This is a genomic window from Kitasatospora purpeofusca (assembly GCF_036010405.1).
Classification (GTDB): Bacteria; Actinomycetota; Actinomycetes; order Streptomycetales; family Streptomycetaceae; genus Kitasatospora; species Kitasatospora purpeofusca.
In genome coordinates, this window is the sequence record NZ_CP108561.1 from 6,244,678 (window position 1) to 6,271,119 (window position 26,442).

At 72.5% G+C, this 26,442-nt stretch carries 19 protein-coding genes and 5 tRNA genes; 15 read left to right on the forward strand and 9 right to left on the reverse strand.

What is annotated here, in order from left to right; genetic code table 11:
• Positions 1 to 155 precede the first annotated feature (155 nt).
• The 5 genes from OG715_RS27435 (at position 156) to cimA (ending at position 8,689) form a co-directional block, all read left to right on the forward strand.
• Positions 156 to 3,533 (forward strand): S8 family serine peptidase, encoded by a 3,378-nt coding sequence (locus tag OG715_RS27435; RefSeq protein WP_266271588.1) that lies wholly within the window; start codon positions 156 to 158, stop codon positions 3,531 to 3,533.
• Between the two features lie 116 nt (positions 3,534 to 3,649).
• Positions 3,650 to 4,216: a Uma2 family endonuclease gene (locus OG715_RS27440; RefSeq protein ID WP_266271589.1), complete on the forward strand. Its 567-nt coding sequence runs from the start codon at positions 3,650 to 3,652 to the stop codon at positions 4,214 to 4,216.
• A 77-nt stretch (positions 4,217 to 4,293) separates the two neighbouring features.
• Entirely contained in the window at positions 4,294 to 5,331 is a 1,038-nt protein-coding gene (locus OG715_RS27445; protein WP_266271590.1) for a 3-isopropylmalate dehydrogenase, read from the forward strand.
• 217 nt (positions 5,332 to 5,548) lie between these two features.
• The gene (locus OG715_RS27450) at positions 5,549 to 6,661 is read left to right on the forward strand and encodes a branched-chain amino acid aminotransferase (protein ID WP_266271591.1); all 1,113 of its coding nucleotides are present in this window, start codon (positions 5,549 to 5,551) and stop codon (positions 6,659 to 6,661) included.
• Positions 6,662 to 7,072: 411 nt separating this feature from the next.
• A complete protein-coding gene (cimA, locus tag OG715_RS27455) occupies positions 7,073 to 8,689 on the forward strand; it encodes a citramalate synthase (RefSeq protein ID WP_266271592.1) in 1,617 nt (538 codons plus the stop codon).
• Positions 8,690 to 8,791: 102 nt separating this feature from the next.
• Here cimA and OG715_RS27460 read toward each other — a convergent pair whose 3' ends face one another.
• The 8 genes from OG715_RS27460 to OG715_RS27495 form a co-directional block, all read right to left on the reverse strand.
• On the reverse strand, positions 8,792 to 9,376 hold the full coding sequence (locus tag OG715_RS27460) for a GTP-binding protein (protein WP_266271593.1): 585 nt from the start codon (positions 9,374 to 9,376) through the stop codon (positions 8,792 to 8,794).
• Positions 9,357 to 10,076 carry a DUF742 domain-containing protein gene (locus OG715_RS27465; RefSeq protein ID WP_266271594.1) on the reverse strand — a complete coding sequence of 240 codons (720 nt, stop codon included), beginning with the start codon at positions 10,074 to 10,076 and terminating at the stop codon, positions 9,357 to 9,359. The genes OG715_RS27460 and OG715_RS27465 overlap by 20 nt, the downstream gene beginning before the upstream one ends.
• 161 nt (positions 10,077 to 10,237) lie before the next feature.
• Entirely contained in the window at positions 10,238 to 10,651 is a 414-nt protein-coding gene (locus OG715_RS27470) for a roadblock/LC7 domain-containing protein (protein WP_043468791.1), read from the reverse strand.
• A 10-nt stretch (positions 10,652 to 10,661) separates the two neighbouring features.
• Complete coding sequence (locus tag OG715_RS27475) at positions 10,662 to 14,096, reverse strand: nitrate- and nitrite sensing domain-containing protein (RefSeq protein ID WP_266271595.1); 3,435 nt, start codon at positions 14,094 to 14,096, stop codon at positions 10,662 to 10,664.
• Positions 14,097 to 14,502: 406 nt separating this feature from the next.
• On the reverse strand, positions 14,503 to 15,087 hold the full coding sequence (locus tag OG715_RS27480; protein WP_266271593.1) for a GTP-binding protein: 585 nt from the start codon (positions 15,085 to 15,087) through the stop codon (positions 14,503 to 14,505).
• A complete protein-coding gene (locus tag OG715_RS27485) occupies positions 15,068 to 15,493 on the reverse strand; it encodes a DUF742 domain-containing protein (protein WP_030396694.1) in 426 nt (141 codons plus the stop codon). Before OG715_RS27485 ends, OG715_RS27480 begins: the two co-directional genes overlap by 20 nt.
• Before the next feature lie 161 nt (positions 15,494 to 15,654).
• On the reverse strand, positions 15,655 to 16,068 hold the full coding sequence (locus tag OG715_RS27490) for a roadblock/LC7 domain-containing protein (RefSeq protein ID WP_043468791.1): 414 nt from the start codon (positions 16,066 to 16,068) through the stop codon (positions 15,655 to 15,657).
• A 10-nt stretch (positions 16,069 to 16,078) separates the two neighbouring features.
• On the reverse strand, positions 16,079 to 19,975 hold the full coding sequence (locus OG715_RS27495; RefSeq protein ID WP_266271596.1) for a sensor histidine kinase: 3,897 nt from the start codon (positions 19,973 to 19,975) through the stop codon (positions 16,079 to 16,081).
• Positions 19,976 to 20,603: 628 nt separating this feature from the next.
• Here OG715_RS27495 and OG715_RS27500 point away from each other — a divergent pair.
• From OG715_RS27500 to OG715_RS27530, 7 genes are all read left to right on the forward strand, one after another.
• The gene (locus OG715_RS27500; protein ID WP_266271597.1) at positions 20,604 to 20,822 is read left to right on the forward strand and encodes a hypothetical protein; all 219 of its coding nucleotides are present in this window, start codon (positions 20,604 to 20,606) and stop codon (positions 20,820 to 20,822) included.
• A 228-nt stretch (positions 20,823 to 21,050) separates the two neighbouring features.
• Entirely contained in the window at positions 21,051 to 21,851 is an 801-nt protein-coding gene (locus OG715_RS27505) for a fumarylacetoacetate hydrolase family protein (RefSeq protein ID WP_266271598.1), read from the forward strand.
• A 284-nt stretch (positions 21,852 to 22,135) separates the two neighbouring features.
• Positions 22,136 to 22,207, forward strand: a tRNA-Gln gene (locus OG715_RS27510).
• 39 nt (positions 22,208 to 22,246) lie between these two features.
• A tRNA-Glu gene (locus OG715_RS27515) sits at positions 22,247 to 22,319 on the forward strand.
• Between the two features lie 27 nt (positions 22,320 to 22,346).
• A tRNA-Glu gene (locus OG715_RS27520) sits at positions 22,347 to 22,419 on the forward strand.
• A 26-nt stretch (positions 22,420 to 22,445) separates the two neighbouring features.
• Positions 22,446 to 22,518 (forward strand) — tRNA-Glu (locus OG715_RS27525).
• Between the two features lie 48 nt (positions 22,519 to 22,566).
• Positions 22,567 to 22,641 (forward strand) — tRNA-Gln (locus tag OG715_RS27530).
• A 199-nt stretch (positions 22,642 to 22,840) separates the two neighbouring features.
• Here the strand turns inward: OG715_RS27530 and OG715_RS27535 are convergent.
• The gene (locus OG715_RS27535) at positions 22,841 to 23,554 is read right to left on the reverse strand and encodes an IclR family transcriptional regulator (RefSeq protein WP_030306825.1); all 714 of its coding nucleotides are present in this window, start codon (positions 23,552 to 23,554) and stop codon (positions 22,841 to 22,843) included.
• 234 nt (positions 23,555 to 23,788) lie between these two features.
• Here OG715_RS27535 and leuC point away from each other — a divergent pair, with 234 nt between their 5' ends.
• From leuC to OG715_RS42480, 3 genes are all read left to right on the forward strand, one after another.
• A complete protein-coding gene (leuC, locus tag OG715_RS27540) occupies positions 23,789 to 25,210 on the forward strand; it encodes a 3-isopropylmalate dehydratase large subunit (protein ID WP_266271599.1) in 1,422 nt (473 codons plus the stop codon).
• 5 nt (positions 25,211 to 25,215) lie between these two features.
• Positions 25,216 to 25,812: a 3-isopropylmalate dehydratase small subunit gene (gene leuD / locus OG715_RS27545; RefSeq protein WP_266271600.1), complete on the forward strand. Its 597-nt coding sequence runs from the start codon at positions 25,216 to 25,218 to the stop codon at positions 25,810 to 25,812.
• A 265-nt stretch (positions 25,813 to 26,077) separates the two neighbouring features.
• Positions 26,078 to 26,344, forward strand: coding sequence for an SCO5555 family protein (locus tag OG715_RS42480; RefSeq protein ID WP_455583953.1), 267 nt, complete (start codon positions 26,078 to 26,080; stop codon positions 26,342 to 26,344).
• The last annotated feature ends 98 nt before the right edge of the window (positions 26,345 to 26,442 follow it).

The following is a 26,442-nucleotide window of genomic DNA, read 5'->3' on the forward strand; positions in this document are numbered from 1 at the left end:
CAGGAGTGCAAGTTGCCGCCGTTCGGTGGAAGTTGCTCGCCCCGACCGGCGCGATATTCCTAATTTGGGGCCCCCGGAAGGGTGATCGACGGCCGCGCGGGCGGGCGTCAGCGGCACCGGATGCGGATCAGTTCCCCCGGCCGGGGGAGAGGACCATGCGCCATCCCGTCGTCCGCCGACCGCTTTCCCGGCTCGGCCTGACGCTCACCCTGCTCGCCGGACCGGCCCTGCTCACCGGGGCCGCCCCGGCCACCGGCAGCCCGCCGACGGCCCCGGCGGCCCCACCGGGCCGCTCCGCCGCCGGACCCGTCGCCGTCCTGCTGGAACTCGCCACCGAACCGGTCGCCCCCGCCTGGCGCCGGGCCGGGGACGAGGCCCGGCGCAACCGGCGCTCCCCGGAGGCCGTCCGGGGCGAGGCCGCCCGGGCCGGCGCCGCCCAACGCGGCCGCGCCTCCACGGCGCTGGACCGCCTGGCCGACGCCGTCCACGAGGCCGTCCCCGCTGCCCGGGAGCTCTACCGCACCCGCACCCTGATCACCGGACTCGCCGTCAACGCCCCCGCCGACCGGCTGCCCGCGCTGCGCACCCTGCCCGGGGTCGCGGCCGTGCACCCGATCGTCCGCAAGCAGCGGGACAACGCCCACTCGGTGCCGGTCACCGGCGCGACCGAGGTCTGGGCCGGTGCTTCCGCCGACGGCAACACCGGTGTCGGGGTGCGGATCGGCGTCGCGGACAGCGGCATCGACTACACCCACGCCGACTTCGGCGGCCCCGGTACCGAGGAGGCGTTCCGCTCGGTCGACGGGGCGAAGCCGGCGCCGGCCGGCCTCTTCCCGAACGCCAAGGTGACCGGCGGTCGCGACCTGGTCGGCGACGACTACCAGCCCGACCCGACCTCCCCGCACTACCAGCCCGAGCCGCACCCGGACGGGAACCCGATCGACTGCGTCCGCAACGGCCACGGCACCCATGTCGCCGGTACCGCCGCCGGCCTCGGCGTCACCACCGACGGGCAGCCCTACCGGGGCCCCTACCGGCCCGGCCTGGACCCGGCCGGCTTCCGGGTCGGCCCCGGCGCCGCGCCCGGCGCCCAGCTGTACGCGATCCGGGTGTTCGGCTGCGACGGCTCCACCGACCAGCTCGGCGAGGCCCTCGACCTGGCCGCCGACCCGGACGGCGACGGCGATCCGAGCGACCGGCTCGACGTCCTCAACCTGTCGCTCGGCAGCCGCTTCGGCGCCACCGACGACGCCGACGCCCTCGCCGTCGACCGGCTCGCCGCGCTCGGCACCGTGGTGGCCGCCGCCGCGGGCAACGAGGGCGACGTGTACGCCATCGGCGGCAGCCCCGGCACCGCCGCCAGGGCGCTCGCCGTCGCCGCCTCGGTCGACCCGCACAGCGACGCCGACGGCCTCACCGTGCTCGACCCGCAGCCGCTCGCCGGGGTCGTGCCGGCCCACTGGAGCGCCCGCTACCAGGACTGGTCCACCGCCGACGTGGCCGGGGAGCTCGCCCTGCCCGCCGACCAGCGGGACGGCTGCGCGGCCTTCTCCGAGGCCGACCGGCAGCGGATCGCCGGGCGGATCGCCGTGCTCGCCTGGAGCACCCGCGAGTCCGAGCGCGCCTGCGGCTCGGGCCCGCGCGCCGACCACGTCGCCGACGCGGGCGCGCTCGGCGCGCTGCTCGCGGCCGACGACGACCACCTCGCCGAGATCGCCGGCAACGACCGGGTCCCGCTGGCCCTGCTCGCCCGGGCCGACGGCGAACGGCTGCGCGCGGGCGCCGCCGCCGGCCCGGTCCGGGTACGCCTCGCCGCGCCCGGCAACCCGCTGCACGGCGTCGTCGCCCAGGACCAGCCGCAGCGGCTGGACACCCTCACCGACTTCACCTCCCGCGGCATCGGTGTGCCCGGGGTGGTCAAGCCGGACCTCGCCGCCCCCGGCGAGACCATCTGGTCGGCCCGGGTCGGCAGCGGCACCGACGGCCAGCGCGAGGACGGCACCTCGATGGCCACCCCGCACGCCGCCGGCCTGGCCGCCCTGGTCCGTGCCGCCCACCCCGACTGGACCGTCGAACAGGTCAAGGCCGCGCTGATGAACACCGCCGGGGACACCTGGCTCGGCGACGGCGGCACCGGACCGGTCTACGGGCCCGAGCGCACCGGCGCCGGCCGGGCCGCCGTCGACCGGGCCGTCCGCACCCCGGCCGTCGCCTACGCGGCGGGGGAGGGCGCGGTGGAGGGCGCCGTCGGCGTCTCCTTCGGCCCGGTCGCCGTCACCGGGCCGATCGCCCTGGTGCGCGAGGTCGAGGTCCGCAACCTGTCCGCGGCCCCGGTCGCCTACCGGACCGGCTACGCGGCCGCCACCGAGCTGCCCGGCGCCCGCTTCGAGCTCTCGCCCGACCGGATCGAGCTGCCGCCCGGCGGCACCGCGCGGGTCCGGGTCACCCTGAGGGTGCCCGGCGCGCTCGGCCGCGCCCCGGACCCGACGATCGCCACCCTCCAGGGCGGCCGGGCCCGCAGCTACCGGGGCGAGCTCTCCGGCCGGCTGCTGCTGACCCCGGACGACCGGGCCGCCCCCGGCCTGCGGGTGCCGCTGTTCGCGGCCCCGCGACCCGCCAGCGACCTGGCCGCCACCGCCCCGGTCCGCACCACCCGCTCCGGGGCCGTGGTCGCGCTCACCGGCACCGACGCGCCCGGTGACGCGCCCGGACTGCTCAGCGCCTTCGCGCTCGGCGGGGAGGGCGCCCGCTGGGCCGACTGCCCGCCGAACAGCGGGGCGGCCGTCGGACCGGGCGCGGGCTTCGTGCCGGAGGGCAGCACCGAGGAGGCCGAGCACCTGCGGGACCTCTGCATCGAGCGCCCCGGCGACCGCGCCGCCAACCTGCGGGCCGCCGGGGCCGCCAGCGACGCGCCCGCCGTCGCCGGGGACCCGCTCGCCGAGGGCCGGCTCTACCTCGGCGCCCAGGTGTGGGCCCCGGCCGCCACCCCGGTCGGGCCGTTCGGCGTCCGCGCGGTGCTGGACACCGACGGGGACGGCGTCACCGACGTGGTGGTCAAGGCCGACCGGATGCGCGGCAGCGACGTCCTGGTGGCCCGGACCCTGGACGCCCGCACCGGCGCCGAACTCGACGTCCAGCCGCTGAACGCCCGCTGGGGCGACACCGACACCGCCCTGCTGGACTCCGACACGGTGGTCCTGCCGGTCCGGCTGTCCGTCCTCCCGGGCGTCCGCGCCGGGCACAGTACGGTCCACTACGCGGTCTGGACCGGCCTGGCCGGCTCCGGACGGGACCCGGCCGACGCCTTCTCCGCGATCGGCCTGCGCGGCACCCGTCCCACCCTGGCCGTCGACGTCCTGCACCCCGCCGTCGACATCCGCACCGGCCCCGGCGGCCCCACCGCCCTGGCCGCCCCCGTCCACCCCGCCACCCTCCTCGACATCCGCCGCACCGACGGCGACCGCTCCCGTGTCCTCCTCCTCCACCACCTCAACCCGGAGGGCCGCCGCAGCCAGATCCTGACCCTGCCGTAGCCGTACCCGAGGGGGCGCCCGACCACGGTCGGGCGCCCCCTCGAATGGGTGAAGTGCCGAAAGGATGGTCCGAGTAGCCTGAGAATGGCCACGAGGATGCCCGTATGGGAGGAACCATGAGCGTCGCGCCGTACCCCGATTGGATCATCCCCCCGGCCGAGGGGTACACGGCCGAGGACCTCGACCGACTGCCGGATCTCCCGCCGCACACCGAGCTGCTCGACGGGAGCCTGATCTTCGTGAGTCCGCAGACCCTGTTCCATATGCGCATGCTCCGTAGGTTCGAGCGGGCCCTGGAGTCGGCGGTCCCGGAGGGTTGGCAGGCGTGGCGGGAAATGACGATCCGGCTCGACGCACGCAATCGCCCCGAGCCGGACCTCACTGTCGTGAACGAGCAGGCGGACACCGGCCCCGACGGCACCTACTGCGATGCACAGGACGTCCTGCTCGCTGTTGAGATCGTCTCCGAGGAGTCCCGGGACCGTGACCGCGAGGTCAAGCCGCGCAAGTACGCGGCTGCCGGTATCGCGCACTTCTGGCGGGTGGAGAAGGACGAACACGGGCAGGCGATCGTCCACACCTACGAGATCGACCCGGCCACCCGGCTCTACGGGCTGACCGGGATCCACCACAAGCAACTGAAGGTCGACCGGCCCTTCCTGGTCGACATCGATCTCACCTGAGCACTTTTCATCAAGGCCCCTGTCCGAATGGCGGACGTCAGATGTCAGGCTCTGGGATGCGGGAGTAGCCTCCGAGCATGTCTCGCACGATTCGTCTCGCAGTCGTCCCCGGTGACGGTATCGGCCAGGAAGTGGTGGCCGAGGGCCTCAAGGTGCTGGAGGCGGCACTTCCCGCCGATGTGAAGCTGGAGAGCACCGAGTTCGACCTCGGCGCCCGGCGTTACCACCGCACCGGTGAGACCCTCCCGGAGAGCGTCCTCGCCGAGCTCAAGGGCCACGACGCGATCCTGCTCGGCGCCATCGGCGACCCGAGCGTGCCGTCCGGAGTGCTGGAGCGGGGGCTGCTGCTGAAGCTGCGGTTCGCCTTCGACCACCACATCAACCTCCGGCCGGGCCGGCTCTTCCCGGGTGTGAAGTCGCCGCTGGCCGGCGAGCCGGAGATCGACTTCGTGGTCGTCCGCGAGGGCACCGAGGGCCCGTACGTCGGCAACGGCGGTTCCCTGCGCACCGGTACCGAGCAGGAGGTGGCCACCGAGGTCAGCCTCAACACCGCCTTCGGCATCGAGCGCGTGGTGCGCGACGCCTACCGCCGGGCGCAGGCGCGTCCGCGCAAGAAGCTCACCCTGGTGCACAAGAACAACGTGCTGGTGCACGCCGGCCACCTGTGGACCCGGATCTTCGAGCAGGTCGGCACCGAGTTCCCCGAGGTCACCACCGACTACCTGCACGTCGACGCGGCGACCATCTTCTTCGTCACCCAGCCCGAGCGGTTCGACGTCATCGTGACCGACAACCTGTTCGGCGACATCCTGACCGACCTCGCCGCCGCCGTCACCGGCGGGATCGGCCTGGCCGCCAGCGGCAACATCAACCCGAGCGGTGCCTTCCCGTCGATGTTCGAGCCCGTGCACGGCTCGGCGCCGGACATCGCCGGGCAGGGCAAGGCCGACCCGACCGCCACCGTGCTGTCGGTCGCCATGCTCCTCGACCACCTCGGGTACGCCGCCGAGGCCGCCCGGATCGAGGCCGCGGTCGCCGCGGACCTCACCGAGCGGACCGGCACCCGTACCACTTCCCAGGTCGGCGACGCGCTCGCCGCCCGAGTATCCGCCTAGGAGGCCGGGACCCGACAAACGGTGTTCCGGCCCGAGGGCCGGACCCCATAACGGCAGCTTGCGGTACTCCAAGGAGTCCGCGACTGTTCGGCACGGCCCTCTGGATGCGAGTATCGACAGTGGGCCGTGCCGTCGTGCGTCCGTACCGGAGCGAGAGTCCGGGACGAGCACCGGCGGAGGCGGCCCGGACCAACCCCACGGTGAAGGACACACAGCCATGAGCACGCCCACCCAGGCGCCCATCACGTTCGACCTCAAGCCCTCCGCGCACCCGCTGCCCCAGGCGGAGCGCGAGGCCCGGCTGGCCAACCCGGGCTTCGGGCGCGTGTTCACCGACCACATGGTCACCATCCGCTGGACCGAGGGCGTGGGCTGGCACGACGCCCAGCTGGCGCCCTACGCGCCGATCGAGATGGACCCGGCCAACATGACCCTGCACTACGGCCAGGCGATCTTCGAGGGCCTCAAGGCCTACCGCCAGCCGGACGGCTCGATCGCGACCTTCCGCCCGGAGGCCAACGCCGCGCGCTTCCAGGCCTCGGCCCGCCGGCTGGCGATGCCCGAGCTGCCGGTCGAGGCCTTCGTCGAGGCCGTCGAGCTGCTGGTCCAGCAGGAGCGGGCCTGGGTCCCGAACGAGCCGGAGCAGACCCTCTACCTGCGGCCGTTCATGTTCGCCACCGAGGTCGGTCTGGGTGTCCGGCCCGCCAACTCCTACCTCTTCATGATCATCGCCTCCCCGGCCGGCGCCTACTTCCCGGGCGGCGTCAAGCCGGTCTCGGTCTGGCTCTCCGAGGACTACGTCCGCGCGGCCCCGGGCGGCACCGGTGCCGCCAAGTGCGCCGGCAACTACGCCGCCTCGCTGGTCGCCCAGGCCGAGGCCGCCGCGAAGGGCTGCGACCAGGTCGTCTGGCTCGACGCCGCCGAGCACCGGTGGATCGAGGAGATGGGCGGCATGAACCTCTACTTCGTCTTCGGCGAGGGCAAGGACGCCCGGATCGTCACCCCCGAGCTGTCCGGCGCCCTGCTGCCCGGCATCACCCGCGACTCGCTGCTCCAGCTCGCCACCGACCTCGGCTACGCGGTCGAGGAGCGGAAGATCTCCACCGAGGAGTGGAAGCAGGGCAACGCCGACGGCACCCTGACCGAGGTCTTCGCCTGCGGCACCGCCGCCGCGATCACCCCGGTCGGTTCGGTGAAGTCCCGCGGCGGCGACTGGACCGTCGGCGCCGGCGAGCCCGGCCCGGTCACCATGGAGCTGCGCCGCACCCTGCTCGCGATCCAGGGCGGCCAGGCCCCCGACACCCACGGCTGGCTGCACCGGATCGTCTGATCCCGCCGCGCCGGGCGGGCCGCTCGTGGAGCCCGCCCGGTCGCTGCGCCGCAGTCAGCCGCGGCCGACCGCCACCCGCCCGCCCGTTCCGGATGCCGAGACGGCCGGGCCGGGGCGCGGACGATGTGCCAGACTGCCGACGTGTCCTCGCTTTCGCTGATTATTAGCAGCAGGCGCGCCGGTCCGCAGTGACCGCTCCCGCACCACCCGATGCGGAGCAGCGACCACCAGCGTCCAGACCCGCGCGCAGACCTCTCGCACCCGCGAGGGGTCTTTTTGTTTCCCCCGGACCGGCCGGAGCCCCCACAAGGGGCCGAGGGACACCGGGCGCGCGCGGGATGCTGGACAGTGGAGCCGGAATCAGAACCGGCAGAGCAGTAACCCGACCTCCCGGAACGGAGACCCAGGGTCATGACCCAGGCGAGCAACCTCCCCGACGACGCGTTCCACGTCTTCGACACCACCCTGCGCGACGGCGCCCAGCGCGAGGGCATCAACCTCACGGTGGCCGACAAGCTGGCCATCGCCCGGCACCTGGACGAGTTCGGCGTCGGTTTCATCGAGGGCGGCTGGCCCGGCGCCAACCCCCGGGACACCGAGTTCTTCGCCCGCGCCGCCGAGGAACTGGACCTCCGGCACGCCCGGCTGGTCGCCTTCGGCGCCACCCGGCGGGCCGGCGGCAGCGCCGCGGACGACCCGCAGCTCGCCGCCCTGGTCAACTCCGGCGCCCCGGTGATCACCCTGGTCGCCAAGGCCCACGACCGGCACGTCGAACTGGCGCTGCGCACCACCCTGGACGAGAACCTGGAGATGGTCCGCGACAGCGTCGCCCACCTGCGGGCGCAGGGCCGCCGGGTCTTCATCGACTGCGAGCACTTCTTCGACGGCTACCGGGCGAACCGGGACTACGCGCTGGCCGTGGTCCGCACCGCCCACGAGGCGGGCGCCGAGGTGGTGGTGCTCTGCGACACCAACGGCGGGATGCTGCCCTCCGGCGTGCGCGACACCGTCGCCGACGTCCTCGCCGAGACCGGTGCCCGGCTCGGCATCCACGCCCAGGACGACACCGGCTGCGCCGTCGCCAACACCCTGGCCGCGGTCGAGGCCGGCGCCACCCACGTCCAGTGCACCGCCAACGGCTACGGCGAGCGGGTCGGCAACGCCAACCTCTTCCCGGTGGTCGGCGCGCTGGAGCTCAAGTGCGACCGCCGGGTGCTGCCGCCCGGCAGCCTCGCCGAGATGACCCGGATCTCGCACGCGATCGCCGAGGTGGTCAACCTCGCCCCCTCCACCCACCAGCCCTACGTCGGCTTCTCGGCCTTCGCCCACAAGGCCGGACTGCACGCCTCGGCGATCAAGGTCGACCCGGACCTCTACCAGCACATCGACCCGGAGACGGTCGGCAACACCATGCGGATGCTGGTCTCCGACATGGCCGGCCGCGCCTCGGTGGAGCTCAAGGGCAAGGAGCTCGGCTACGACCTCTCCACCGACCGGGACCTCGCCGGCCGGGTGGTGGCCAGGGTCAAGGAGCAGGAGAACCTCGGCTACACCTACGAGTCCGCCGACGCCTCCTTCGAGCTGCTGCTGCGCGACGAGGTGCGCGGCCGCCGCGAGCGCTACTTCGCCCTGGAGTCCTGGCGCACCATCAGCGAGCAGGGCCCGGGCGGCAGCGCGGGCAACGAGGCGACGGTCAAGCTGTGGGCCAAGGGCGAGCGGATGCTCGCCACCGGCGAGGGCAACGGACCGGTCGACGCGCTGGACAAGGCGCTGCGCACCGCGCTGGAGCGGATCTATCCGCAGCTGGCCAAGCTGGAGCTGGTGGACTACAAGGTCCGCATCCTGGAGGGCCAGCACGGCACCGGCTCCAAGACCCGGGTGCTGATCGAGACCACCGACGGCACCGCGACCTGGTCCACGGTCGGGGTGGCCGACAACGTGGTGGCCGCCTCCTGGCTGGGGCTGGAGGACGCCTACACCTACGGCCTGCTGCGGGCCGGACTGGAGCCGGACGCGCCCCAGGGCTGAGGGGCGGTCAGCCCGCCGCGGTGACACGACGGCGCGGCCCGGGGACCGGAGGGTCCGCGGGCCGCGCCGTTCGGCCGTGCGTCGTGGAACGGTGCTCCCGGATCACCGCAGCCGGGCGAGGAGGGCGTGTTCGACGAGGGTGATGAGGGCGCTCTTGGCGCTGTCGCGGCGTCGGGCGTCGAGGGTGACGACGGGGGTCTCGGTGCTGAGCTGGAGGGCTTCGCGGACTTCGTCGGCGGTGTGGGGCTGGTGTCCGTCGAAGCCGTTGAGGGCGACGACGAAGGGGAGTCCGCTGTTCTCGAAGTAGTCGAGTGCGGGGAAGCAGTCGGCGAGGCGGCGGGTGTCGACGAGGACGACGGCGCCGATGGCTCCGCGGACGAGGTCGTCCCACATGAACCAGAAGCGGTCCTGTCCGGGGGTGCCGAACAGGTAGAGGATGAGGTCCTCGTCGAGGGTGATGCGGCCGAAGTCCATGGCGACGGTGGTGGTCGTCTTGCCGGAGACGTGGCTGAGGTCGTCGATGCCGGCGGAGGCGCTGGTCATGACGGCTTCGGTGCGCAGGGGGTTGATCTCGGAGACGGCGCCGACGAGCGTGGTCTTGCCGACGCCGAAGCCGCCTGCGACGACGATCTTCGCGGAGGTGGTGGCGCGGGTGGGGGCGGCCGCGTTAGAGCTTGCGAAGTCCACTGAGGACCCTTTCGAGCAGCGTGACGTCGGGCTGGTTTCCGGTTTCGCCGCCGGAAGCGGGCTGGTGGATGGCGACCAGGCCGGCCTCGGCCAGGTCGGCCACGAGGATCCGCGCCACTCCCAGGGGAAGGGAGAGCAGCGCCGAGACCTCGGCCACGGACTTCACCTCGGTGCACAGGGTGCAGATCCGCTGGTGCTCCGGCAGCAGGGTGGAGAGTCGCTGCGGATCCACGTCGGCGGAGACGAGCGCCTCCAGGGCGAGCTCGTACCGGGGCCGGGTCCGTCCGCCGGTCATCGCGAACGGGCGGATCAGCGGGCCGCTGTCCGGCTCGTCCTCGTAGTCGTCGTACCCGGACCGGGACGGTCCGCCGGGCTGCTGCCCGGCAGCCGGTCCGCGACCGCGGAGGTGACCGGGCTGCTGCCCGCCCTCCCCGCCCGGGTAGCCGGCCGGAGGGGAGTCGTACGAGGGCTGGGGCCGACCGTACTGGTCGTACTGCGGCGGGTACGGCTGGCCGTACGCCGGCCGGCCGTAGGACGGGCCTTGCTGCCGGTCGTCGTGCCGGCTCTGCTGCTGCTGGCCGGGGAGCGGCTGGCCGTACTGCTGACCGTGGCCGCCGACGCCGGGTGTTCCGAAGGCGTCGTGGCCCGTGCCAGGGTACGGAACGCCGTACTGGCCGCTGCGGTCGTCGGGCGGTGTCACGGTTCCTCTCCTCACAAGGTGCGGCGGTGCGGTGCGAGCTCGGGCACGAGTCCTGAGCCAGTGGTGCGAAGGCCGTACAACGTCCGAACCCGAGCCTGCCGAAGCGGGCCCGGGACGGACGTGGAGGTGCTTCGAATACCTGGACGGTATCCGACGAACCGTCAGTGCAGGAGACTGCCCTGGAGTTCTGCGCGGAGTGCGGGGGTGAGGACCGCGCCGGCGCGGTCGACGAGGAGGGCCATCTCGTAGCCGACCAGGCCGATGTCGGAGTCGGGGGCGGCGAGGACGGCGAGGGCGGAGCCGTCGCTGACGGCCATGAGGAAGAGGAAGCCCCGTTCCATCTCGACCACGGTTTGGTTGACCTCGCCGCCCTCGAAGATCCGGCTGGCGCCGGTCGTGAGGGAGGTGAGGCCGGAGGCGACGGCGGCGAGCTGGTCTGCGCGGTCGCGGGGGAAACCCTCCGACATGCACAGCAGGAGGCCGTCCGCGGAGACCACCACCGTGTGCGACACCCCGGGGGTGTTGTCCACGAAATTGGTGATCAGCCAGTTCAGGTTCTGTGCGGCCTGGCTCATCTGACTCAACTCAACGCTCCTGGTGGTTCGAGCCGCCGAAGAGATCGGTGCTGCGATTCTGCTGTCCGTTGCCGGACGGGTCTACCTGATCGGGGTCGATCCGGAAGCTTCCGGTACTGCCGGCGCTGCGGCCCTGCTCGACGCCGCGGCGCAGGTTGGTGAGACGGCCGCGGACCTCCTCGGGCGCGCGGGACACCTGCGGACCGTCCTGCGGGGTGGGCTGGGCGTTGCCCGGCACCAGGTTCTGCTTGGGCACGCGCCGGGGCAGGCCGGCCTGGGTGGTGCCGCCGGAGGAGGGCTCACGGAGCTTCTCCGCCCGCTGCCAGTCGCCGTCGTTGGGCGACTGCCAGCTCTGGCCGTCGGCCGCGGTCGGGCCGGTGGGCCCGTAGCCGCCGAGGGCGGACACGTCGTGGCTGCCGCGGGGCTCGGCCGGGGCGGCCGAGGTGTCCTTGGCACCGGCGAACCAGTTCGGGGCCTCGCCGCCCTCCTGCGGGCCGGACGGGAACCCGCCGCCGGCCAGCTGCTGGCCGGGGCGGCGCTGCGGCAGCCCGGACGGCAGGGTGGCCGAGCCGTGGTCGGCCGCGGCCGGGAGGGCCGGCTGCTCCGGGGCGTACGGGTGGCCCGCCGGGGCCTCCTCGGCGTACCCGGCGTCCTGGCCGTACTCGTCCTGCTGGCCGTAGCCGTCCTGCCGGCCGTAGCCGTCCTGCCGGCCGTACTGGTCGTAGCCCTGCTGCGGGTACTGGCCGTACTCGTCCTGCTGGTAGGCGCCCTGCTGGCTGTACCCGTCCTGCTGGTACCCGGCGTCCTGGCCGTACTCGTCCTGCTGGTAGCCGTACTGGTCGTCGGCGTAGCCGGACTGCTCGTAGCCCTGCTGCGGGTACTGCGCGTCCTGGCCGTAGTCCTCGTCGTTGCGACGGCCGTACGCCGGGTACTCGTCCTCGACCTCGGCGTCCAGCACCGGCCGGTCGCCCTCCGGGCCGGACTCCAGCGCGGCGCGGCGGACCTGGTCCAGGCGCTGCGAGCGCTGGACGGCCTCCAGGGCCGGGCTGAAGCCGCTGGAACCGGTGCCGTTGTGGCCGGTGAGGTGGTCGTCGAAGCCGAGTTCGGCGGCGCTGCGGGCCTGGCTCCGGTCGGGGGCCCACTCGGCGGCCGGCTCCTGCTCGGCGAAGATCCGGGAGACGGTGAACTGCTCCTCGGGCTCCGGCGCCGCGGCCATCTGGGTCAGGAACGGCGGCAGCATGACCAGCGAGGTGGTGCCCGCGGACTCGCCGGAGGGGCGGAGCTGGACGCGGACGTCGTGCCGCTGGGACAGCCGGCCGACCACGAACAGGCCCATGCGGCGCGAGATCGTGGCGTCCACCGTGGGCGGCTCGGCCAGCTTCTCGTTGATCTCCGCGAAGTCCTCGGCGGTGAGGCCGATGCCCTTGTCGTGGATCTCGACCAGCACCCGGCCGTCGGGCAGGCGGGTCGCGTTGACCAGCACCCGGGTCTGCGGGCTGGAGAAGGTGGTGGCGTTCTCCAGCAGCTCGGCGAGCAGGTGGACGAGGTCGGTCACGGCGGCGCCGACGACCTCGGCCTCGGGGATGCCGGCGAGCTCGACGCGCTCGTACTGCTCCACCTCGGACGCGGCGGCGCGCAGGACGTCGACCAGCGGGACCGGGGTGTTCCAGCGGCGGCCGGCCTCCTCGCCCGCGAGGACGAGCAGGTTCTCACCGTTGCGGCGCATTCGGGTCGCGAGGTGGTCCAGCTTGAAGAGGTTCTCCAGCTGGTCCGGGTCGGCCTCGTTGTTCTCCAGGTCCGTGATCAGAGCCAGCTGGCGCTGGATGAGGCTCTGGCTGCGGCGCGACAGGTTGGTGAAGATCGCGTTGACGTTGCCTCGCAGCAGGGCCTGCTCGGCGGCGAGTGCGACCGCCTGCCGGTGGACCTGGTCGAAGGCCCGGGCGACCTCGCCGATCTCGTCCTTGCCGTACAGCGGGATCGGGGTGACGTTGGTGTCCACCCGCTCCGGGTCGGTCTTGGAGAGCTTCTCGACCAGGTCGGGAAGGCGGTGGTCGGCGATGTCGAGCGCGGCGCTGCGCAGGGTGCGCATGCCGAGGATCATCGAGCGGGCCACGTAGCCGGTGAGCACACCGGCGAGGACCAGCGCGACGATGACGATCAGCGAGTTGAGGATGGCGTCGAAGCGCGCGTTGTCGCGCAGGTTGGCGGCATCGTCGAGCACGTCGTCCAGCAGCACGACCTCGGTCGCGCGGAGGCTGGAGATGTGGGTGTTGGCGGCCTGGTTCCAGTTCTCCGGCGTCAGGCCGGACTCCTTGGCCTCCTTGTACGCGCGGTCGGCGGCCTCGCGGCCCTGCGACTGCCCGTTGGCGGCGGCCTGGGTGTAGGCGGCACCGATGTTGAGCAGGCCGCCCATGGTCGGGGCGCTGCCGTTGGGCATCCGGTACGCGGTCCGCTGGTCGGCGTTGGCTTGGGCGACCTGGGCGTCGGCGTACTTCTTGGCGTCCTCGGGGGCGCTGCCGGTGTTGAACTCGGAGAGCGCGGTCTGCTCCAGGCGCTGGGCGACCAGCAGCTGCTGGATGAGGTCGACGTTCTCGTAGCGCGTGGTCTTCTGGGCGGCGATGCCGACCAGGAGCTGCAGCATCAGGGCGCGCTGGGTCGAGGCGGAGGCCTTGGCCAGCGACATCGCGTAGATCGAGCGGCCCTTGCTGGTGAGGTTGCTGGAGCCGAGGCCGACCGAGTTGTCGTAGGCGAGCAGCGGCGCGAACATCACCGAGTAGGCGCTGACGGTCGCGGAGGCGAACAGCGTGTCGCTGTAGGCGGTGGCGCGCAGCTGGGGCAGGAAGACGACCATCTGCTGGAACGCGTCGTGGCGCCGGGGGAGCTCGCCGGACTTGTCGCTCGCCTCGTAGGCCGCGTTGTACGCCTTGAGGGCGGCGTCGGTGGTCGAGCGCGCCTTGGTGACGTCGTTGTTCGGGTCCTGCTTGGTGATCAGGGGTATGAGCGTCTTGTCGCGCTCGCTCTCCAGGGCCTCGGAGAGCTCGGTGGCGGCCTTGGCGAGGGCCGCGGTGCGCTGGGCGCGGTCGGCCTTGACGAAGCCGTCGATCGAGGTGTTGACGCGCAGGCCGCCGAAGACCAGGGCGATGATGACCGGGATCAGCAGAATCGCGATCAGACGGGCCGGCACGCGCCAGTTGCGCGGGCGCACGAAGTCGTACCGGCTGCTCTTCGGTTCGGCGCCGTCCGTGCCCTGACCGCTGCCCGACCCGAGGACCGGGGCGCCCGTGGGGCGGTCCTTCCCGGTGCCGGGCGGCTGCGGTGACGGGGCGGCCTGGGGCCGCTCCTCGGTCGGGGTGAACGCCGAGAACCCGCCCGGTGCCGTGCCGTTCGGCTCGCTCTGGCGGGGCTCGGAGCGCCGCTGCGGGGCGACCTGCTGCTTACGCCTCACTCGACAACTACCTCTCGGCCGCTAGGGCGGCCATGGATCAATCCAGCGCTACCCCCGGTGGCCGCGCGTTCCGGGGAGCGGAACGACAGCCGTACGGGATCCAGGGGTAGCTGGAATTTCAGCACGTGCAGGGATGGGGGACAAACAGCTGCTGGTGGGCGCTGTCTGCGGTGCAATTTAGGACATTCGCCGACAACTTGGAGCAAAACTGTGGTCTTCTGGCGCTGAGCGACGCTGATTCGCTACAAACAGTCATTGTTGATCACGAAATGCCTACCGAACTGTTATCCGCTGCTTATGCAAGGGTCTTGCGCGTGGCGCCCGGACGACACCTCCCCGCAAGCGAACGCGCCCCGGCACCCCGTCGGTGCGACGGGGTGCCGGGGCCGCCGACCTGGGACTCCGCTCAGCGGAGCCGGGCGAGGAGGGCGTGTTCGACGAGGGTGATGAGGGCGCTCTTGGCGCTGTCGCGGCGTCGGGCGTCGAGGGTGACGACGGGGGTCTCGGTGCTGAGCTGGAGGGCTTCGCGGACTTCGTCGGCGGTGTGGGGCTGGTGTCCGTCGAAGCCGTTGAGGGCGACGACGAAGGGGAGTCCGCTGTTCTCGAAGTAGTCGAGTGCGGGGAAGCAGTCGGCGAGGCGGCGGGTGTCGACGAGGACGACGGCGCCGATGGCTCCGCGGACGAGGTCGTCCCACATGAACCAGAAGCGGTCCTGTCCGGGGGTGCCGAACAGGTAGAGGATGAGGTCCTCGTCGAGGGTGATGCGGCCGAAGTCCATGGCGACGGTGGTGGTCGTCTTGCCGGAGACGTGGCTGAGGTCGTCGATGCCGGCGGAGGCGCTGGTCATGACGGCTTCGGTGCGCAGGGGGTTGATCTCGGAGACGGCGCCGACGAGCGTGGTCTTGCCGACGCCGAAGCCGCCTGCGACGACGATCTTCGCGGAGGTGGTGGCGCGGGTGGGGGCGGCCGCGTTAGAGCTTGCGAAGTCCACTGAGGACCCTTTCGAGCAGCGTGACGTCGGGCGTTCCGCCCGACTCGCCCGCGGCGGCGGGCTGGTGGATGGCGACGAGACCGGCCTCGGCCAGGTCGGCCACGAGGATCCGGGCGACACCGAGCGGGACACCGGCGAGCGCGGAGATCTCCGCGATGGACTTGACCTCTCGGCAGAGGTTGACGATCCGGGCGTGCTCGGGCAGCAGGCCACCGGTCCGCTCGGCGGAGCCGGTGGTCGAGATCAGGGCCTCGATCGCGAGCTGGTAGCGCGGCCGGGTGCGGCCACCGGTCATCGCGTACGGGCGGACCAGCGGCTGCTGCTCGTAGCCGTCGGACTGCTGCCCGCCGTAGCCGCTGCCGTACCCGTTGCCGTACGAGCCGGCGGGATTCGAAGGCGGGGTCATGGGTCCTCCTTGTGCTGCAGCCTGGGGCAGCCGGTTCCAGCTGGGGCGATGCCAGCTGAGGCGAAATCAGCTGCCTGAGGGTAGCTGAGGGCGGAACGCCGGGTCCGGTCGGGTCGGACCCGGCGGGGAGGTGGGACGGTTGAAGTACCGCTCAGGGCGACTCAGTGCAGGAGACTGCCCTGGAGTTCTGCGCGGAGTGCGGGGGTGAGGACCGCGCCGGCGCGGTCGACGAGGAGGGCCATCTCGTAGCCGACCAGGCCGATGTCGGAGTCGGGGGCGGCGAGGACGGCGAGGGCGGAGCCGTCGCTGACGGCCATGAGGAAGAGGAAGCCCCGTTCCATCTCGACCACGGTCTGGTTGACCTCGCCGCCCTCGAAGATCCGGCTGGCGCCGGTCGTGAGGGAGGTGAGGCCGGAGGCGACGGCGGCGAGCTGGTCTGCGCGGTCGCGGGGGAAACCCTCCGACATGCACAGCAGGAGGCCGTCCGCGGAGACCACCACCGTGTGCGACACCCCGGGGGTGTTGTCCACGAAATTGGTGATCAGCCAGTTCAGGTTCTGTGCGGCCTGGCTCATCTGATTCAACTCAACGCTCCTGATGATCTGCGGCGTTGCCGTCGTTCCGGCCCCCGAAGCTATCGAACCCGGGCTGCTGGGCACCATGGTGGGAACCGGCCGGATTGGCCGGAGGCTGACCCGCGGCCTGCTCGGCACCCGCCCGGCGGCCCTGCTGGATGCCGCGGCGCAGGTTGGTCAGGCGGCCGCGGACCTCCTCGGGCGCCCGGGACACCTGCGGACCCGTCATCGGGGACGACTCGGCGGTCCCGGAGACCAGGTTGGCCTGCGGGGTGCGCCGGGGGAGACCCGACATGGTGACCCCGCTGGTCGAGGGCTCGCGGACCTGCTCGGCCCGGCGCCAGCGCTCGTCGTTGGCGGACGGGCGCCACGGGGCCTCGTCGGACTGCGGCTGGCCGGGTGCCTGCTGCTCGGGCCGCGACTGCGGAGCCTGGGCCTGCGGAGCCTGCGGCTGCTGGGCCTGCGGAGCCTGGGCCTGTTGCGGCTGCCGCTGCTGCGGCGCCTGCTGCTGCGGGCCCTGCGGTCGCTGCGGTCGGCTCTGGGGGGCCTGTCGCTGACCGTCCTGCGCCGGGAAGCCCGGGGCCGTGGTGCCGGGACGGCGCGGCTGGTACGCCTGCTCGCCCGGACGGCCCTCCTCGCGGTACCAGCCCTGCTCGGCCGGCGCCCCGCCCTCGGACGGGCCGGACGGCAGCGCCATCGGCTCCTGCCGCACGGGCGGCTGCGGGGCCTGCTGCTGCGGGGCCTGCGGCTGCTGGACGTTCCGCTCCGGACGGGCCGGGTTCGGCACGGTCGGCAGCACCGGCTCCACCAGGCCGAGGCCCAGCGGGTCGCGCGGGTCGATGTCACTGGCCTCGAACCGGGGCCGGGCGAGCTGCTGGGTGCTCTCCATCGAGGAGGCGTCGGCGGCCGGCAGCGGCTGGGGCTGCTGGGCCTGCGGCAGCGGCTGCTGCTGACCCGGCTGCGGACGGTTGCCCTGGGCGGGCTGCTGCGGACGGCCGCCCTGACCCTGCTGCGGACCTTGGGGGCCCTGCGGCGGCCGGCCCTGCGGACCGGGACGGCCCTGGCCGGGGCGCTGGCGCTGCGGCAGTCCGTCCTGCGGACGCTCGCCCGGGCGGGCACCCTGCGGTGCCGGCGCGCCGGGGCGGCCCGACTGGTCGGCCCAGCCGTGCTGCGGCTGCTCGCCGCCGCGTGCGGCGGGGGCGCCGGCGCCCTGCGGACGCTCCTGGCCGGGGCGGCGTGCCCCCGGACCGCTCTGCTGCGGGCCGCCCTGCTGGGGGCCGTTCTGCTGCGGACCCTGCGGACCCTGGGGGCCGCCGGGCTGCCGGTCGCGCCGGGGCAGACCGCCGGGGGCGCCCTGCTGCGGCGGGCCCTGCCGGCCCGGGGAGCGCTGCGGGAGGCCGCCCTGCTGGTTCGGCGCGCCCTGCTGCGGCGGGCCCTGCCGGCCCGGGGAACGCTGCGGGAGGCCGCCCTGCTGGGTCGACGACTGCTGGTTGGGCGCCTGCTGGTTGGGACCCTGCTGGCCGGGGGCCTGCTGGTTCGGCGTGCCCGGACGGCCGGCCTGCTGCGGGTTCTCCCGCAGCGACTGGCCGATCTGGCGGGTCGGCAGACCGCCGGCGGGAGCGCCCTGGGCACCCGGGCCGCCGGACGGGCCGGGGCCGCCCTGGCCGAGCTGCGGCCGGCCCTGCGGGGCACCGCCCGCCGGAGCCTGGCCGAGCGCGGCCCGGTCGCCGCCGGGGCCGCCCTGGCCGGCCGGCATCTGGCGCTGCTGGCGCGGCGTCGGGGCGGCCCCGCGCTGCTGCTTGGGCTGCTGCTGGCCGCCGCCGGGGCGACCGGCGCCGCGACGGTCGGCGGAGTTGGTGACGTCCACCGGGAGCATGACCAGCGCGGTGGTGCCACCGGAGTCGCTGGGACGCAGCTGGATCCGGATGCCGTGTCGCAGGGACAGGCGGCCGACCACGAACAGGCCCATCCGGCGGGAGACCGAGACGTCCACCGTCGGCGGGTTGGCGAGGCGCTCGTTGATGTCGGCGAGGTCGTCCGGGCTCAGACCGATACCGGTGTCGTGGATCTCGACCAGCACCCGGCCGTCCGGCAGGGCGTGGCCGGTGACCCGGACGCGGGTCTGCGGGCTGGAGAACGAGGTGGCGTTCTCCAGCAGCTCGGCGAGCAGGTGGACGAGGTCGTTGACGACGCGGCCGGCGACCTCGGCCGACGGCACGGCGGCGAGTTCGATGCGCTCGTACTGCTCCACCTCGGACGCGGCGGCGCGGAGCACGTCGACCAGCGGGACGGGGCGGGTCCAACGGCGGCCCGGGTCCTCACCGGCGAGGACGAGGAGGTTTTCGCCGTTGCGGCGCATTCGGGTCGCGAGGTGGTCCAGCTTGAAGAGGTTGGCCAGCTGGTCCGGGTCCGCCTCGCGGCTCTCCAGCTCGGAGATGAGCGACAGCTGGCGCTGGATGAGGCCCTGGCTGCGGCGCGAGAGGTTGGTGAACATCGCGTTGATGTTGCCGCGGAGGAGGGCCTGCTCGGCGGCGAGGCGGACGGCCTCGCTGTGCACCATGTCGAAGGCGTGGGCCACGTGGCCGATCTCGTCCGCGGAGTCGACGCCGACCGGTTCGACGGCGACGTCGACGTCGTGCGGGTCGGTCTCGGAGAGCGTCTTGACCAGCTCGGGCAGTCGCCGCTCGGCGACGTCCTCGGCCGCGGCCTGGAGCCGGGTCAGCGAGCGCACCATCGAGCGGGCGATCAGACCGGCGCCACCGAGGGCGACGAGCAGCACCAGCGCGACGGCGGCACCGATGATCAGGGCCTCGGTGTCGGCCTGGGACTGGAGCTCCTGGGCCTTTCCGTCGAGGTCCTCGATGAGCTTGGACTCGATCCGGCGCTCGGCGGCGATCTTGGCGGTGGACTGCTCGTACCAGTCCTTGTAGCTGACGACCTCGCTCTGGTGGATACCGCTCTGCTGCAGGATCGACCGGGCGTAGCGGTCGGCCGCGGCGACGACCGAGTTGTAGCTCAGCTGGCCGCGCAGGTTGTCCAGGTCGTGCGAGGTGTAGATGTTGTTGAAGCCGGTCAGCGCGTTGTCGTAGGACGACTTCAACCGGATGCCGAAGGACTCGTCGCTCAGGCTGAGGTCCGGGCCGCCCGGGTTGGCGAGCGCGGCGCTGATCAGCGCGCGCTGCTGCGAGGTGGAGTTCTTGGCGAGCGAGAACTGCTGCAGGGCACGGGTCGCGCGGACCAGCTCGCGGTTGTTGGACGCGAGCGCGATGTCCTGGGTGATCGACAGCAGGTCGCGGATGATCACGTCGTAGGCGGTGATCGTCGCCTGGATGTTCTGGTTGTTCTGGTACGGGTTGCCACGCGCGTCGGAGACCGAGTTCAGGTCCTTGCGGATCTGGAAGAGCAGGGCCTTTCCACCGGAGAGTTCGAGGTTCTCGAACTTGTCCGCGGACGCGGTGAAGGTGCGGCTGAGGTCGTCGGTGACCTTGCGGGAGGCGACGATGTCGTCGTCCAGCGGCGCGTTGGGCTTGTTGGTCATCGGCCCCGCGCTGACGTCCCGCTCGTTCTGCAGGGCGTTGGCGAGGTCGGTCGCCTTCTTGGCCAGGTCGGAGAGGTTGGCCATCTGGGCCAGCTGCTGCGAGGTCTCGAGCGAGGTCTGGATGCGCAGGCCACCGAGGACCAGCGCGACCATGACCGGGAGCGCGAGCAGGGCGATCAGCTTGCTGCGGATCCGCCAGTTGCGCATGGCGAGCCGGCTCATGCCCTTGGCCCGGCGGCGGGTCAGCGAGGACCGGAGCTTGCCCCGGGCCGACTTCCGCTCGGCACCCTCGTCCTCGGGTCGTCCGATCACGTCGGGCGTCGGTTCGGCCGGACCGCCGGGGGCCGCCGCCGGCTGGGGGGCTGCCACCGGCTCACGCGACTCAGGGTCACCCGCGCCGCCGCTACCCCTTTTGAAACGTCCCTGCACTGGCGTCGCAACCTCTGGACCGGGCGTCCCGCCGCGTCGCCGCAGCCTGGACGGTGTGGAGTTTCCATCCGCACCCCGGCCGGTCCGGGAGAGCGGGCACCGGGGTGGAGTACTCCCTACCCACGGTCCGTGGCATTCCAGCACAGCCGGGGAATCCCAACAAGGGCGAGCGGGGCACATCGGACGGCACTACCCACCGCGCGCGGAATCTCACGGTCTGTACGGCAACCGGACCTGAATACCGCCTTTTTCGGACACTCGTCAGATACATGCCAAGCAGCGGCGAGATCAACCTGATGCGCGGCGCTTCGGGTATGACCGATATATCCGATATGCCGGTAAAAACTGATGCAGCGACATGTCGGATATAGGCATTATGTTCCGTGATTTGTGACGAAAATCACAGATGAATGTGTAGCTTTGGTCACGGTGCCTGTGGAAAGAGATCCGTAACCTTGCGGTATCCGGAGCACGGCCCCGAATCAGCCTGCCCAGAATCCTCCCGAATCACTCAGGCCGGGGCCGATCGCGGTCGGTCGCCCGGCCACGACCTTGAGGTGCTGACGAGATGTCCCAGGCGAAGAAGGCCGCCGAGTCCACGCTGTCCGCCGACTCCACCGCGAACCCGCGCCGGACGACGCTGGCCTCGGTCGAGGACTTCGGCCAGATCCCCGGCGCCCGCCGGCCGGAGGCCGTGACCTACCCGACCGACCTGCCGACCTCCACCGCCAACCCGCGCCGCACCCGGCTGATGGTCGCTCCGGTGGTGAACGTCCCGCAGGACTGAAGCGTTCCGCATACACCCTGAAGGGCCCCGCCACCCCGGTGGCGGGGCCCTTCGCGTACCCGGGCGCCCGCGCCGGCGTCCGGACACCCGGGCCGGTGGAGGGGCCGGTCCGGGGCCCGCGCGATAGCCTGGGCGGCGATTGAGCGGGGCCGGGCCCGAAGCGGGACCGGCCTCCACCAGCGCCCGGGCGCGCCCCGGGCGGCCGACGACGCGAGGGGTGCCCGAGCCGTGCGCATTGCCAGGTTTTCCGTCCGGGAGGGGAGTCCTGCCGCCGGCAGCGTCTCCTTCGGTGTGGTCGAGGGGGACCCGGCGCGGCCCGAGTCGCTGGTGGTCCACGCGCTGGCGGGCCATCCGTTCGGCCAGCCCCGGCCGACCGGTGAGAGCTACCGCTTCCAGGACGTCCGGCTGCTGAGCCCGATCCTGCCCAACAAGATCGTCGCGGTCGGCCGCAACTACGCCGCGCACGCCGCCGAACTGGGCAACGCCGTCCCGGACGTCCCGCTCACCTTCTTCAAGCCCTCCACCTCGGTGATCGGCCCGACCGAGAACATCGCCTACCCGCCGTTCTCCTCGGACGTCCAGCACGAGGCCGAACTGGCCGTGGTGATCGGCCGGATGTGCCGCGAGGTGCCGCTGGAGCGGGTCCCCGAGGTGATCCTCGGCTACACCTGCGCCAACGACGTGACCGCCCGCGACGTCCAGCAGCGCGAGGGCCAGTGGGCCCGCGCCAAGGGCTTCGACACGGCCTGCCCGCTCGGCCCCTGGATCGAGACCGACCTCGACCCCTCCGACCTCGCCATCACCTGCACGGTGAACGGCGAGCTCCGGCAGACCGGCCGCACCTCCCTGATGGTCCGCTCGGTCGCCGAGCTGATCGTCCACATCTCCGAGGCCATGACGCTGCTGCCCGGCGATGTCGTCCTCACCGGCACCCCCGCCGGCGTGGGCCCGATCCAGGTCGGCGACGAGGTCGCGGTCACCGTCGAGGGCATCGGCACCCTCGCCAACAAGGTGGTGAAGCGGGGCTAGCGAGGAGCTGCCCGGCCGCGCCGGGACGCCGCTCCGACCGGCCGCCGGACACCGGCGGCGCCCCTGCGGGTCCGGCCTCCGGGCCGGGCCCGCGGCGCCCCCGGAGGTCACCGGACGGCCCCCTCCCCGCTGCCTGGGGTTATCGATTTTGGAGCCGGGGCGGACGTCGGGTAATGTTCTTTCTGCGCCGCCCGGGAGGGCAACGACGAGGGAGTCAAAGCCCCCGCCGGAGCCGAGCGGGAGGCGCAAGCCCGAGAGGATCCCCGACAGGGGTTCAACTCTGGTGGGGTATGGTGTAATTGGCAGCACGAGTGATTCTGGTTCATTTAGTCTAGGTTCGAGTCCTGGTACCCCAGCGCAGTACCTGCGGTCCACACCGCGACAAGTGAAGACAAGCCCCCGTTGTGTAGCGGCCTAGCACGCTGCCCTCTCACGGCAGTAGCGCCGGTTCGAATCCGGTCGGGGGTACTGGTCCCGCAAGGGATCGCCTGGAAAGCCCCCGTTGTGTAGCGGCCTAGCACGCTGCCCTCTCACGGCAGTAGCGCCGGTTCGAATCCGGTCGGGGGTACTGATTCCGCAAGGAATCGCCAGGATGCCCCCGTTGTGTAGCGGCCTAGCACGCTGCCCTCTCACGGCAGTAGCGCCGGTTCGAATCCGGTCGGGGGTACTGAAGCAGGAAGCCGATGGGGTTGCTCATCGGCTGATTGCTTTGTGTTGGGGTATGGTGTAATTGGCAGCACGAGTGATTCTGGTTCATTTAGTCTAGGTTCGAGTCCTGGTACCCCAGCCAGAAAAGAAAGGCCCCGGTCCCCGGGGCCTTTTTTGATTTCCCGGGCCGCCGGGAACCCACCGGGAATCCCTCGGGAGCCCCGTCCGAAGGGCCCCGCTCGACAGCGAGCGGGGCCCTTCGCGGTTCTTCGGCGGGGGAGTGGGGGAGTGAGTGCGGGGGAATTCGGGCGAGGCGTGGGGGCGGGCGGGGGACGGGCGGGTCAGCTGCGGCGCAGGGCCTCGGTGAGGCGGTTGGCGGCCTCGATGATGGCCTGGGCGTGCAGCCGCCCGGGGTGGCGGGTCAGGCGCTCGATCGGCCCGGAGACCGAGACGGCGGCCACGACGCGGTTGGAGGGGCCCCGGACCGGCGCGGAGACGGAGGCGACGCCCGGCTCCCGCTCGCCGATCGACTGGGCCCAGCCGCGCCGCCGGACCCCGCTCAGCGCGGTGGCGGTGAACCGGGCACCCTGCAGGCCCCGGTGCAGCCGCTCGGGCTCCTCCCAGGCCAGCAGGACCTGGGCGGCCGAGCCGGCCTTCATCGGCAGGGTGCTGCCGACCGGGACGGTGTCCCGCAGACCGGAGAGCCGCTCGGCGGCCGCGACGCAGATCCGCATCTCGCCCTGCCGGCGGTAGAGCTGTGCGCTCTCGCCGGTGACGTCGCGCAGGTGGGTCAGGACCGGGCCCGCGGTGGCGAGCAGCCGGTCCTCGCCCGCCGCGGCGGAGAGTTCGGACAGGCGCGGGCCGAGGATGAACCGGCCCTGCATGTCCCTGGTGACCAGACGGTGGTGTTCGAGTGCGACGGCGAGTCTGTGGGCCGTGGGGCGCGCCAGACCGGTGGCGGCGACCAGCCCCGCCAACGTGGCGGGGCCCGACTCCAGTGCGCTCAGCACCAGAGCGGCCTTGTCGAGCACGCCGACGCCGCTAGAGTTGTCCATGCGCTAAGACTGCAGTCTCATTCCGCGAGACGCAAGTTCAATCTTCTGCGAAAAGCGCCACTCTGGATGCAGCAGCCCGGGAGACATCCAGGATGCGACCCCGCCGAGGTGTCCGCATCGTGGACACCGATCCGGTGTGCAGGTCGCTCGTCGAGTGCCGCACCACCGGGCCGCGACAGCTTTGACCCCGACGACACGAGAAGGCCGGCAACGCGGCCGGCTGGAGGGATTCCGATGGGACGGACACTCGCAGAGAAGGTCTGGGACGACCACGTCGTGCGGCGCGCGGAGGGCGAGCCCGACCTGCTCTACATCGACCTGCACCTGCTCCACGAGGTGACCAGCCCGCAGGCCTTCGACGGCCTCCGGCTGGCCGGGCGCACGGTCCGACGCACCGATCTCACGATCGCCACCGAGGACCACAACACCCCGACCCTGGACATCGACAAGCCGATCGCAGACCCGGTCTCCAGGGTCCAGCTGGAGACCCTGCGCAAGAACGCGGCGGAGTTCGGCGTCCGGATCCACTCCCTCGGCGACATCGAGCAGGGCGTCGTGCACGTCGTCGGCCCCCAGCTGGGCCTCACCCAGCCCGGCACGACCGTGGTCTGCGGCGATTCCCACACCTCCACCCACGGCGCTTTCGGCGCGCTGGCGTTCGGCATCGGCACCAGCCAGGTCGAGCACGTGCTCGCCACCCAGACGCTGCCGCTGGCCCCGTTCCGGACCATGGCGATCACCGTCGAGGGCGAACTGCCCGAGGGCGTCACCGCCAAGGACCTCATCCTGGCGATCATCACCCGGATCGGCACCGGCGGCGGCCAGGGCTACGTCCTGGAGTACCGGGGTTCGGCGATCCGCGGCCTCTCCATGGAGGCCCGGATGACCATCTGCAACATGTCCATCGAGGCGGGTGCCCGGGCCGGCATGATCGCCCCGGACGAGACCACCTTCGCCTACCTCCAGGGCCGCCCGCACGCCCCGCAGGGCGAGGACTGGGACGCCGCCGTCGAGTACTGGCGGACCCTGGGCACCGACGAGGACGCGGTCTTCGACCACGAGATCTTCATCGACGCCGCCGAGCTGACCCCCTTCGTCACCTGGGGCACCAACCCCGGCCAGGGCGCCCCGCTCGGCGCCTCGGTGCCGGACCCGGCCTCCTTCGCCGACCCGCAGGAGCGGATCGCCGCCGAGAACGCCCTCGCCTACATGGGACTGGAGGCCGGCACCCCGCTGCGCGAGGTCGCGGTCGACGCGGTCTTCGTCGGCTCCTGCACCAACGGCCGGATCGAGGACCTGCGCGCCGCCGCCGACCTGCTGCGCGGCCGCCGGATCGCCGACGGCGTGCGGATGCTGGTCGTCCCGGGCTCCGTCCGGGTCGCCCTCCAGGCCGTCGAGGAGGGCCTGGACAAGGTGTTCACCGCGGCCGGCGCCGAATGGCGGCACGCGGGCTGCTCGATGTGCCTGGGGATGAACCCGGACCAGCTCGCCCCCGGCGAGCGCTGCGCCTCGACCTCGAACCGCAACTTCGAGGGCCGCCAGGGCAAGGGCGGCCGCACCCACCTGGTCTCGCCCCAGGTCGCCGCCGCGACCGCCGTCCTGGGCCGCCTGGCGGCCCCCGCCGATCTGGTGGCCGCCGCCGCCGTGGAGGTCTGAGCAGCATGGAGAAGTTCACCACCCACACCGGGCGGGCCGTGCCGCTGCGCCGCAGCAACGTCGACACGGACCAGATCATCCCCGCCCATTGGCTGAAGAAGGTCACCCGTTCCGGTTTCGAGGGCGGACTGTTCGAGGCCTGGCGCCGGGACGAGTGGTTCATCCTCAACCGGCCCGAGCGGCAGGGCGCGACCGTCCTGGTGGCCGGCCCCGAGTTCGGTACCGGCTCCTCCCGCGAGCACGCCGTCTGGGCCCTGCAGAACTACGGCTTCCACGCCGTGATCTCCTCGCGTTTCGCCGACATCTTCCGCGGCAACTCGCTGAAGAACGGCCTGCTCACCGTGGTCCTCCCGCAGGAGACCGTGGAGCGGCTCTGGGAGCTGACCGAGGCGGACCCGACCGCCCCCGTCACCGTCGACCTGGAGGCCCGCGAGGTGCGGGCCGAGGGCATCACCGAGCCGTTCGAACTGGACGACAACCTCCGTTGGCGGTTGCTCAACGGCCTGGACGACATCAGCATCACGCTGCGGAACGAGGCCGACATCGCGGCCTTCGAGGAGAGCCGTCCCGCGTTCAAGCCGCGCACCCTCCCGGCGGCCTGACCGCCCGTTCTGAACAAGCATTCTGACGATCCGCCGGATGGCCCGCCTCCCCCCTCGGGGGGGCGGGCCATCCGCCGTTCCGGGGCGGAAGTTGTGCCCGTCCGCGGGGCCCGGATTGATGATTCGGTTTAGCGGCGGAGGGCCCCGCGCATGCACAACTGCGCGTAGATGGCACAATCAGTGCATGCACCGGCACCATGAACCTCCGTACGCGGGTGGCGAACCCGCGTCACCGGAGTCCATGGGCCGGGGATCCGAACGCCGAATTGACGATCGGCCGGACGCTGCCACCTCAGCTGCTGAGGGGCCGGACGACCCGGAAGTCGCAGCGCTCTTCGCGCTTGTGGCCGAGCGGTTGAAGCAAGCTCACGACCGCGTGCATGCGCTGAACGTGTCTGCCGATGCAAAGACCGCTCTCACCCGTCAACTGCTCATCGTCACCGAGACCGCCAAGCGCGATCTTCCGGGGGCGGCGCGGCGGTTGAGTCGCTTTGTGCAGGACCTCGACGAGGGGCGCCCGCCCGTCGTCTGAGGTCGCCGACGCGCAAATCCATTGCGACACTAGGGTGATTCGCGCGTTTGGTAATTGAAAGTCCGCAGATACATACCTAACGTGCGAAATGAACGGAT